General features: G+C 68.1%; 2 protein-coding genes. Both read right to left on the minus strand.

Annotation, left to right across the window (positions count from 1 at the left end; translation table 11 throughout):
- Window positions 1-158: 158 nt before the first annotated feature.
- Entirely contained in the window at window positions 159-599 is a 441-nt protein-coding gene (locus tag ACOADB_RS23525) for a VOC family protein (protein ID WP_378604457.1), read from the minus strand.
- Window positions 600-657: 58 nt separating this feature from the next.
- On the minus strand, window positions 658-1,299 hold a 642-nt coding region (locus ACOADB_RS23530; RefSeq protein WP_378604460.1), incomplete at its 5' end, for a DedA family protein.

Raw genomic sequence — 1,299 nt, forward strand, 5'->3', positions numbered from 1 at the left:
CGTCGTGTGTGCGATCGACCGCAGCCCGGGCGACGACAACCCGCTGGCGGACGTCGCGCTTGAGATCCGCGCGGTCCTCACCAAGGCCGAGCTCGACGCTGCCCGGGCCGCCGCCCAGGCCTGAATTGCGATAGACCCGGGACCATCGAGCGGGGTGGTTACTCGGCGGGCTTCTCGCCCGCGATGTTGACCAGCCAGTCGACGCCGTACTTGTCCTTCAGCATGCCGAAGCTGTCGCCCCACGGCGCCTGCTCGAGCGGCTGGAAGATGGTCGCACCGTCGGAGAGGCCCTCCCACCAGGCGCGCAGGGTGGCGCCGTCCTCGGCCGGTCCGCTGATGCTGACCTGCTGGGTCTGCGGCTCGCCGGGCACGTGCTTGGGGTGGTCGGCGCCCATGAGGAGCACCGCGTCGGAGACGGAGAGGGCGGCGTGCATCACCCAGTCGAGCTCGCCGTCGGCCTCGGCGACGCCCATGGCGGTGCCGCCCATGTCGGCGAACGTCATCACTTCGAGCTTGCCGCCGAGGACGGACTGGTAGAACTCCATCGCCTCGCGGGCCTGTCCGCGCCAGTTGATGTAGGGGTTGAGGTTGATGCCCATCGCTGCTCCCGTGTGTTGAGGTGGGTGATGCAGGGGAGACCGTCGCCTCAGCGAATACTCATCGCTCGTCGGTGACGGCTGCCTCGGTGACGGCGTCGGTGCTGACGGCCTCGGTGCTGAGGGCCTTGTTGCTCTTCGCCCCGGGACGCTTGTGGCGCCACCACTCCCAGGCCAGCGGGATCGCCGAGAAGGCCAGGATCGCGAAGGTGACGTAGTCGATGTTCTCGCCGAGCGCCGGGATGGCCGCTCCGAGGAAGTAGCCGAGCAGGGTGATCGACACGACCCACAGCACGGCACCGATGGCGCTCCACACGAAGAAGCGGCGGCGCTCCATCTGCGTCACGCCGGCGACGACGGTGATGTAGGTCCGGACGAACGGCACGAACCGCCCGATGACCAGCGCCTTGTTGCCGTGCTTCTCGAAGAAGGCGCTGGTGTTGTCGAAGTACTGCTTCTTCAGGATCCTGCCGTCGCGGTGGTAGAGCGGCGGCCCGAGCTTGCGCCCGATCTCGTAGCCCGCGACATTGCCCGCGAAGGCCGCGACGACCAGCAGCACCATCGCGATGACGAGCTCGGTCGGCTCGTGCTCGATGCCCACGACGGAGTAGCCGGTCGTGTTGCTGCCGGCGATGAAGAGTCCCAGCGCGAACAACAGGGTGTCGCCCGGGAGGAACGGGAAGAACAACCCGCACTCGACGAA

It is taken from the genome of Nocardioides sp. CPCC 206348 (assembly GCF_048654705.1).
GTDB lineage: Bacteria > Actinomycetota > Actinomycetes > Propionibacteriales > Nocardioidaceae > Nocardioides.